The sequence below is a fragment of the Bacillus sp. 2205SS5-2 genome (assembly GCF_037024155.1).
Lineage (GTDB): Bacteria > Bacillota > Bacilli > Bacillales > Bacillaceae_K > Bacillus_CI.
This window is the reverse complement of sequence record NZ_JAYKTS010000060.1, coordinates 1-9,420: the sequence shown is the minus strand read 5'-3', so window position 1 is coordinate 9,420 and position 9,420 is coordinate 1. Positions and strand designations below refer to the sequence as shown.

General features: G+C 35.3%; 8 protein-coding genes. All 8 read left to right on the top strand.

Going from position 1 to position 9,420, the window contains the following annotated elements; genetic code table 11:
* The first annotated feature begins 781 nt into the window (after positions 1 to 781).
* The 8 genes from U8D43_RS20695 (at position 782) to U8D43_RS20660 (ending at position 8,654) form a co-directional block, all read left to right on the top strand.
* Positions 782 to 1,717 (top strand): aldo/keto reductase, encoded by a 936-nt coding sequence (locus U8D43_RS20695; protein WP_335873044.1) that lies wholly within the window; start codon positions 782 to 784, stop codon positions 1,715 to 1,717.
* 30 nt (positions 1,718 to 1,747) lie between these two features.
* A complete protein-coding gene (mgrA, locus tag U8D43_RS20690) occupies positions 1,748 to 2,740 on the top strand; it encodes an L-glyceraldehyde 3-phosphate reductase (RefSeq protein WP_335873043.1) in 993 nt (330 codons plus the stop codon).
* Positions 2,741 to 3,125: 385 nt separating this feature from the next.
* On the top strand, positions 3,126 to 3,629 hold the full coding sequence (locus U8D43_RS20685; RefSeq protein ID WP_335873042.1) for a hypothetical protein: 504 nt from the start codon (positions 3,126 to 3,128) through the stop codon (positions 3,627 to 3,629).
* Between the two features lie 702 nt (positions 3,630 to 4,331).
* Positions 4,332 to 4,829, top strand: a complete 498-nt coding sequence (locus U8D43_RS20680; RefSeq protein ID WP_335873041.1) for a hypothetical protein — start codon at positions 4,332 to 4,334, stop codon at positions 4,827 to 4,829.
* 787 nt (positions 4,830 to 5,616) lie between these two features.
* The gene (locus U8D43_RS20675) at positions 5,617 to 5,895 is read left to right on the top strand and encodes a Rossmann-fold NAD(P)-binding domain-containing protein (RefSeq protein ID WP_335873040.1); all 279 of its coding nucleotides are present in this window, start codon (positions 5,617 to 5,619) and stop codon (positions 5,893 to 5,895) included.
* Between the two features lie 814 nt (positions 5,896 to 6,709).
* Positions 6,710 to 7,159, top strand: coding sequence for a GNAT family N-acetyltransferase (locus U8D43_RS20670; RefSeq protein WP_335873039.1), 450 nt, complete (start codon positions 6,710 to 6,712; stop codon positions 7,157 to 7,159).
* Positions 7,160 to 7,587: 428 nt separating this feature from the next.
* Complete coding sequence (locus U8D43_RS20665; protein WP_335873038.1) at positions 7,588 to 8,091, top strand: phosphoribosylanthranilate isomerase; 504 nt, start codon at positions 7,588 to 7,590, stop codon at positions 8,089 to 8,091.
* Between the two features lie 242 nt (positions 8,092 to 8,333).
* The gene (locus U8D43_RS20660; protein WP_335873037.1) at positions 8,334 to 8,654 is read left to right on the top strand and encodes an antibiotic biosynthesis monooxygenase; all 321 of its coding nucleotides are present in this window, start codon (positions 8,334 to 8,336) and stop codon (positions 8,652 to 8,654) included.
* Positions 8,655 to 9,420 lie beyond the last annotated feature (766 nt).

Genomic DNA, 9,420 nt, shown 5'->3' with positions numbered 1-9,420 from the left:
CGGTTTCGTAAACGGGGTTTTATCCACCAAAAAAGAGGCGACCTCAGACCTGCATTAACAGGATGAACAGTTTAATGCATCATTAAACCGCTAGACCCCATTTTCATTCATTGCGGTGTCTGACAGGACATGGGGTTTCGTAAAGATTGTTGCAATTATCACAAAGAAAAAACAGGCAGTAAGTATTTTGATTGATTTCTTATTTTTTTATCTGGAAATGAAGAATCTTTCACTAGGAAAAGAGCACGAGGTCATACAAGTCAAGGGATTCATTCTTAATCGAAAAGCCATAATCTTTACTTATCTCACTTTTAGGATATCGCTATTCTGTTGAAAATAATCTTTACAACTTATTCATTCAGAAAATAGTTAGAATAGTAAAGCATAACAACTCGTAATAGTCAAAAGCTCTCATGGAAAATGGGTTCTACATTTCATTCATGATTCAAAATTTGTAAATAAATTGTGAATAGGTGCATGTGGGAATTGAGGATTATTCTTGCTTTTAATAGATTCGATCAACGTTTTTCATCTATAATAGATAGGGAAGCGCTTTCCACAATAGATCTCACTTTCCTCTGCTCGTTATGCTATGAATAATAATCTATACTACATAGGCATTCATTCAGAAAATATTACGAATTGCAAAAGCCAAATAATCTCATCAAAATTGATTCTTCTTGTCATTCGTGATTCGATATTTGTAAATGGTTGTTGAATTGGTGCATGCGGGGAAAATGAGATACATGGAAAATGAACCGATAGAAAGAAGTGAGGTACCATGAACAATAGAGCGTTAGGGAATACAGGTATTCGTGTTTCGGAAATTGGATTTGGTGCATGGCAACTCGGAAATCAAAAGGACTGGGGGCAAATGTCGGATCAAGAGGCGGTCGCGTTAGTCCATGAAGCCTTGTTCTTTGGGTGTGGTTTCTTTGACACTGCCCCAAATTATGGATTGGGTAAAAGTGAAGAATTTTTAGGGAAAGCTTTAGTTGGGAAAAGAGAGCAAGTTGTGATTAGTACAAAATTTGGTCATCACGTCAATAATCTTCAAAATTTTGATGAAAAACTAATTCGCTCGTCACTTGAAGGGAGTCTGCATCGTCTTCAGATGGAATATGTTGACGTGCTACTTTTACATAATCCGCCTTTTGAGTGTATCAATGAGAACAGCCCTCAATTCGAGGAGTTAGAAAGATTAAAAGATGAAGGGAAAATCCGTGCCTACGGAGCTTCAGTGGATTCAAGCCGTGACCTCATTCAGCTAGTGAATACGACAAAAAGTCAAGTTATTGAAGTTATGTATAATATCTTTCATCAGGAACCTGCTCGAGCTTTTGCACTCGCAAAAGAGAAAGAGGTTGGTCTTATCGCCAAAGTACCTTTAGATTCCGGGTGGCTGTCAGGCAAATATGATGAAAACAGCCACTTTGAAGGCATCCGAAGTCGCTGGTCAAAAGAACAAATTGAGAGACGGGCATCCTTGCTACCGAAAATAGCCCATTTAGCAGGCGAACATACCTCTCTTGTACAGGTAGCATTAGGATTTATACTTTCAAATCCAGCTATCTCAACTGTCATTCCAGGAGCAAGAAATGTGAAACAATTAAAGGAGAATATATCAGCAAGTAATGTTTCTATGTCTTCGAAAGATATTAAGCTGCTTGAGCAAGTCTGGGAGCAAGAATTGGCAAGAGATCCGTTAGCTTGGTGAGAATATATACAATATTGAGGAGGAATAAATATGAGTTATGTACCAGATGAACAAAGGTATGAATCGATGATCTACAATCGTTGTGGGAAATCCGGTCTTAAATTGCCGGCAATTTCGCTTGGATTGTGGCATAATTTTGGTGGAGAAGATGCATTTGAAAATGGACGTTCACTAGTTCGAAAAGCATTCGACTTAGGAATTACTCATTTCGATCTTGCCAATAATTATGGACCACCACCTGGTTCGGCAGAAGAAAACTTCGGAAAAATCCTTCAAAAAGATTTTGCGGGCTATCGTGATGAACTGATTATTTCAACGAAGGCTGGTTATGGAATGTGGTCAGGACCCTATGGTGATGGGGGGTCAAGGAAATATTTAATCTCTAGCCTTGATCAAAGCTTATCGAGAATGGGATTAGATTATGTTGATATTTTTTATCATCATAGACCAGATCCAGACACGCCGATGGAAGAAACGATGATGGCCCTTGATCATCTTGTGAAACAAGGAAAAGCGTTGTACGTAGGAATTTCCAATTATGGAGTGGAAGAAACCAAAGAAGCCATTCAAATTCTAAGAGAATTAGGCACGCCAGTTCTGATTCATCAGCCTGCCTATTCTATGTTGAATCGCTGGGTAGAGGATGGATTAACCACCTTACTACAGGAAGAAGGAGCCGGAAGTATTGCGTTTGTACCACTTGCCCAAGGCGTACTAACTAATCGGTATTTACATGGAGTTCCTACAGATTCACGTGCTTCTAAGGCGAATAGCTTTTTAAATCGTGGCGATATCACGGCGGAAGTGATCGAAAAAGCTCAGAAACTAAACGAAGTAGCCAAAGAACGAAATCAATCTCTTGCACAAATGGCAATAGCGTGGGTTCTACGTGGGAAAAGGGTCACCTCTTGTTTAATCGGCGCAAGCAAGGTGAGTCAATTGGAAGAGAATGTAGCAACATTAAAGAACCTAGAGTTTACTCCACAGGAATTGCATTTGATAGATGAGATTTTAAATAGGTAGTGAGCCAGGGGTGAGCCAGGGGGACAGTCCCTCTGGCTCTTTTATGCTATCACACAAGCTGAATTTGTGTTGGCTCTATCAATATTGGTCCTAATAGGTTCGCAGTTCAGTGAAAACATACTCCATTAGAAGAACGATCAAATTACCCTTTAAAAAAATGGAGCTAACGTCTTTCAAAACAAAACCATCCGCTATGCCTGGATGACAGCGGAAATAAACTAAGTGGACGCAGCCTCTTTGCCCATCCTCGGTAAACTAGCCATAAAAAGTATTTCTCCCAAATAATAAGCAATAACATACCGGAAGAACCTTTCCTATGGCTCAGAAAATTGAAACCTTTACCCATATTGTACGTAAAGGTTGTTTAACTAGGGGAGGTTGGATTATGAAAAATATCATTGGTTTAATCAAGAAAATATTAGTTTTATCGTCAGTTTTTGTAGTGTTTGTAGGTTGTAGTTCTCCAAAGGAAATTGATGAGAATGTGAAAGTCATCCAAATTTTTTTGGAGAAAGAATTCACAGGACCTAATGATGAACTAAAGTATGCTCTAGATCAAGATGGTGCATCCTCACCTGAATTAGAAAAATATGTAAAAGAAAACTATAAGCCTTTAGTTATGAATTGGGAAGATATGATTAATTCTAATCACATTTTGTTATTTCAAAGATTTGCATATGGAAATGGGTATCAATTGCAACCAACCAATATTGATATACAAAAGGTTCAAGATAATGCATATGAATATAAAGTCAAAGTGGAATACAGAAAAGATGGTGAAAAAAACACTGCTACAATTTCTGCAAGAATTAATCTCAATGACGATGGCAAGATTGTAACCATTCGAAATATGGATGATGAAGGATTATTAGAAATAATGAAACAGTGAAAAGGGCGCCAGGGGGACAGTCCCTCTGGCGCCTTTCCTTTCTCTCAAGTAACTCAAATCTATCCTACATGAGTCTAGGCAATCGAGCTGAACATTGTCAGGAGTATCTATCAAAATAACTGATCACTTCCTGAAGTAAATAATAGAAATAACCGAAATTGTATCCTCTTATTGAACAAAGCAAATCCAATATGAGTCATGTACCATTTCTGTAAAAAAGTGGTTCCGATATGGGATTTCTATTACGATTTCAATTGTGGCTTGATAAGAGTATTTTTATCTGTACCACCTTTATGGACACATGGAGAAAAAGAGATGCACTACAAGTTTGATAAGATGAAAAACTTTCTATTAAAGCTATTAAATAAACTTGTTCTTACTTAAATTCTTCAAGTACTATTCAGGGTATTGCTTTCGTTAGCAATCTGTACAAATATTTGTACATCCTTACAAAATTCTGAGCAAAAGGGATACTCATTTTATTAAATAATATTGATTTGCAGGCTCAGTAAATGGAAAAAGTAATTGAGTACCCTAAAATGCCACAAAACAAAGAAGTGTACCAAAGATTATTAAAATTATCAGGTAGAGAAGAATAGTGTTGTCATCCTACGGGGTGCTTTTTCTTATGGCCAATAGAATACAATAAAACGTTGAGAGTTTTCTCCTTCTCTGTATAATATGCGGAGGGAGGGAAGCAACATGAAAAAACTACTTTTTATCTTGATAGTAGCATTATTATTAGCTGCTTGTAACAATGAGACACTGGATAAGAATCAATCAACAAATGAAAAAGTAGAGGAGGAAGTGGATGCTACATTAAACACTGAGTCTGAAGAAAATATTGTAGAAGAAAATAATGAGCCGCAAGAAAAGCATGATGTTATCGTCGAGGAAGCTACAATTTTAGAGCTGAAAAAAATAAAAGAAGAAACATCTCAACCATTGACTGAAGCAGTAGTGAAAGAAATTCTAGAATTTAATTCTATTGGAGCGGAAGACACTTTAGTGAATTTTTCAATTGATGCTGGAGAAATAAAAGCAACTATTACTCTAGCTTCTAGCGATATGTTTACTCCTGAGGATATAGCGATAACACGATGCAGTCAGCTCTCTGATGAATTATTATTTCATAAAGGTTGGGAAACCTTAACTGTTACATATGAAAATATTGGAACAGTTAGCATGTATCGTAAATAATCCGAAACTAACGAATATGGTAGTTATTTTCCTACTTTAGTAATTGAAGAAAAACTACATTTAAAACTAGAAATTTTCAGGGGACGCTTCCCTGTTTTTTTATTGGGTAAATATGGAAACGTTTAGTATGTTCATGCTACCGCATTGAAAAAGCTTCCACTCAAGCCTTATTTGTGAAGGTTCATATAAAACTGTTTCTAATAGGTTCATATTTCAGTGAAAATAAAGACCATTAGATGTATCGGCCAAATAACCCTTAAAAAGTGATGGAGCTATTGTCCTCGATACAAAACCATCTGCTTAGCTAGCAAGATAGCTGATATTAATAGATAAAAAGCGATTACAGATGATTTATTATGGTAGGGGGTGTTCGTGAATCATAATGGAAGTTCCGTTGCTAAGGAGATATATATGTTAAAATATGTATTAGATTATGGATTCCAGTTCATAAACTAACGGGTTGGCATTATGGAAGATTTGATTTCGAGATAATCAATTACTGAAAATTGAGTCAATCGCAATAATTTGAGTGAGCTTTTATTAAGTTGTTAGCGGTTTTATGGAAAACCATATTCCGATTTATTTTGCCAGAAAGCTTATAAAATAGAATTACTTAAACCAAAATACTTTATTGCGTTGAACAGAATCTTCATTAATCCTACACTAAATCAGAAGTTGTATTTTAGTTCAAACATTTTCCGAAGTCACTAAATAAAAAGATTGGATCTTAGTCGTCGGAGTGATAAAGATGACCCGAAAATACGTTTTGATAATAGGTGGTACAGGTATGTTGAAGGATGTTTCACCTTGGTTTGTAGGTTTAGGAAATAAAGTCTCTGTAATTGGAAAAAGCAAAAATAAGCACCTTGATTTGGTAAAAGAGTCAGCGAACCCAGAGTTCATTAATAGCTTAATAATAGATTATGTTAATCTTTTCTTGTTTGAGAAAATTGATAGAAATGCAATTGAGAATTTTGGTCCTATTTCAAGAGTTGTTAGCTGGACGCCATCTCTAACCTCATTCGAAACTGTATACATAATAGTGTCTGAACTGATCAGTGATTAGAAGTTGTTTCAAATCAAAGGCAGCAGAAGAAATTTTAAAGACGATGTTCCAATCATTTCTAGAAAATGTAAGCATAGAAGCATTTATTTGGGTTTTATTGAAGAGGATAAACGTTCAAGGTGATTAACTAACAAGGAAATAGCAGAAGATGTCAGTACCAGTATAAAAGAAGAGCGTACATCGGTTATTGTAGGTAAGTTTCATCCTTATGAAAATGCCAAAATGATAAAAAACCAAAAGAAAAAAGCACAACAATCTAACAGTTGCATCACTTCTTCTTAAGCTAATTCCAACAGCTATCCCATACTACAGCTATCGTGAAACAATATTTTTCGGAGCGTCAATGTGACCTGAAGTTTCTTTTTTAAAGGCTCTTTTCGCATACTTTGTTGCTGTAGCATACAAAAAAGGATGGAAACACTCTTTTCTTTCCTCATTTCGGGTTAAAAATGATGCGAAAAGATGCCCGAAGTCATTCTTCATCACGAATTGAGGGCTAATTCGAAAAGCCACAATCTTTGCGAACACAGCCTTTTTTAAAAAATGGGAATCGAAAGAAACCTGTCCCTCTGTCCCTATAAAACCGCATAGGTGATAGTTTAAGTTTTTGAAATAATATTGAAAAGATAGAGTAAACTGAAAAATATGATATAATAATAAAGTCTAAAAATTCACTTTATATTTTAGGCGATATTAATTTAGGAGGCGTTCAATATGACAAACTCAACTGTTTCTTTCATATATCATCACAAGGGGATAACGCCTAATTAACCAAAATGTTTTGCGTTTCCCCAAAATCGAAAGGGGAATATTTATGAAAAATGTTAAGGTGAATCTTGAAAAATTGAATTCAGAAAACTGGTATGAATGTTGTAAATTAGAAGTTTCTGAGGAACAAAAAAATTATATTGAACCAAATGCAATTTCTATAGCTCAATCAAAGTTTGAGCCAGCCTTAAAAGCCAATGCCATCTATTTTGATGGGAAAGTAGTAGGTTTTTTGATGTATAATTCTGTAAAAGAAGAGCTCGATGGCTATTGGGTGTATCGAATAATGATTGATAAGAATTTTCAAGGTAAGGGTATCGGAAAAGAAGCAACAAAGTTAATGATTTTAGAGATGGCTACCTTACTGGATGCTAAAAAAATTGTTGTAGGCTATAACCCCGAGAATAAGGCTGCTCATCTTTTATATTCAAGTTTGGGTTTTGTTGATAATGGGGATCGATTCGGAAAAGAAATGGCTGTTATCAAAAACATTTAAGACTGAGGGATAATTCTAGATAGAAAAATGATTGAGGAAACAGTTTATCGAGTTCATTTAACTATTGGAAACATTACTAATGTAATAGCAAATGACCATCAAATTGCACACTATTTTGATGGTCATTTTTTGTTAATATAACGTTTTTCCCTTAAATTAACACTTAATTTGTATAGTGAAATGTAATTCCATGTGTTAACAAACACTAGCTCAAGCATGTCTACATTTTCATCTACATGTTAACTAATAATTTACATGAAATGGTTGGTAAAATAAGTGGAAAATATAGCAAGATTAGTTATCTTGCAAGGTGCAGAATCTATTTTGTCTAAAATATGTATTAGGTTGTGAAATGCTGTACTTATTCTAGAGGGCAGAATGCTTGAACATAATTATAGTGTAATTTAGAACAAAAAGTGGAGGGGCGCATGGATAATAGTAAGTTTGATGAGTTTATTAAAATTGCGAAAAAACTAAATGATATTGAAATAATACCTTTGTTAATGGGTTCGGTGGGTTTAGAAGTCATTACAGGAAAGAATTGGGACGCTCAAGACTTAGATGTTCATGTACCTGGTGATAAAAGAGGGTGGGAAGTGCCGCCTGAATTATCTATATATAACTGGATAGAAATTATGAAAATTATGAGTTCTATGGAATATAGCCTAATTGATTTGCATGAACATGAGTTCACAAAAGAGGGACTCTCAGTTGAGTTTGGAATTATTGATACTTTACCAAATTTCGCAGGAGTTCAATTAGAAAATTTAGAAATGCATCAAAATGGAGATGTGAAGTATTATTTACTAAATCCACAGCAATATTTATGTACGTATGAGTCTTCATCTAAGGATAGTTATCGAGCAGATAAAAATAATAATAAAGATATACTAAAAATAAATTTCTTGAAAAGTATGATTTTTAAGAAATAAAATTCTTACACAAACGATGAAATGAAAATCGGGAATAATATATCTCTCTCAAAAAATCTATAATGTAGAGAGTGGCGAAACTTCTAAGTCAGACGAAAAGACAACTCCGTTATTCGTTTAGAAATAGATTGATAGCGGGGAGTATATTCAATAACTATTCTCCTTCGGGACATCTTGGGTGGTGGGAAAACTAGTGAGGTGGTACAGTATATACAAGGACAATTGAAAGGGGAAATGAAAAAATGATTATGGTGACCAATAGCATTCGCATTAAAAAAGGACATGTGCATGAGGTGGCGAAACGATTTCAACAGCCAAAAGCAATACATAAAACACCAGGCTTCCTCCGTATGCAAATCCTCATTACAAAAGAGATCGAAGAGTATGATGAGTTAAAGGTATGCACAACATGGGAAAACGAAGAATCATTTGAAGCTTGGACGACTAGTAATTCGTTCAAAAGTGCTCATACGAAAAGGCAAGGGGAAGAAAACCAAGAAAAGATTATGCTAGGTTCGAGCTTGTCTAAATTTGAAGTAGCTTTTGAACATGAGAAGGAGTAAGGGTGAGCCAGGGGGACAGTTCCTCTGGCTCTTTTTCAGGAAGAAGGAATATGGCGAAAGCTTGTCCCTACCAACTCATTGAAGAAGCTACCACACAAGCTGAATTTGTGGTGGCTCTATCATTATTGGTCCTAATAGGTTCGTAGTTCAGTGAAAACATACGCTGTTAGAAGGATCGACAATAACAGTTTTCTATAAGAAAAGGAGCAATCATCTCCAAAACAAAACCTTACGCTTAGCCAATACGATAGTAGATGAAAAAGAGAAAATCTAATTACAGAAGAATCATTATGGTAGGCAATGTTCATGAGTAGAAATCTAGATCCATACAGGTAAGCCGTTGTAAAGAAGTGAGACATTGTGATGGGATTAAAGCAGAATAGTCGTCATTGCTTCTTATTTAAACCACTTTAAGCTAGCATTTAATGGGTATGTCAACCAATCATATCGGGAGAACCGTGCCCATAGCCCTTATAAACTCAATTTATTTAAAAATCGTTGTTGTCTAAATAGAGAATAATTGAAATAATTAAATATTATTGAAGGAGTGTTTTCAAAAGTAACGCAAATAACCCATGTGAATTTTAATATAAAGGAGTTAATAAAAATATGGATAAATTTTATGGCTCCTCGTCATTTACAGTGATTATATAGAGAAAATCCAACTCTCTTTTTCTCAAAACCTAAAAACCGGACAAGGGAATGAGTTCAGTTGTGAGCGAAGTATGGCTCCGCACTGTTACTCATTCTTTTTATTTGAATGCGA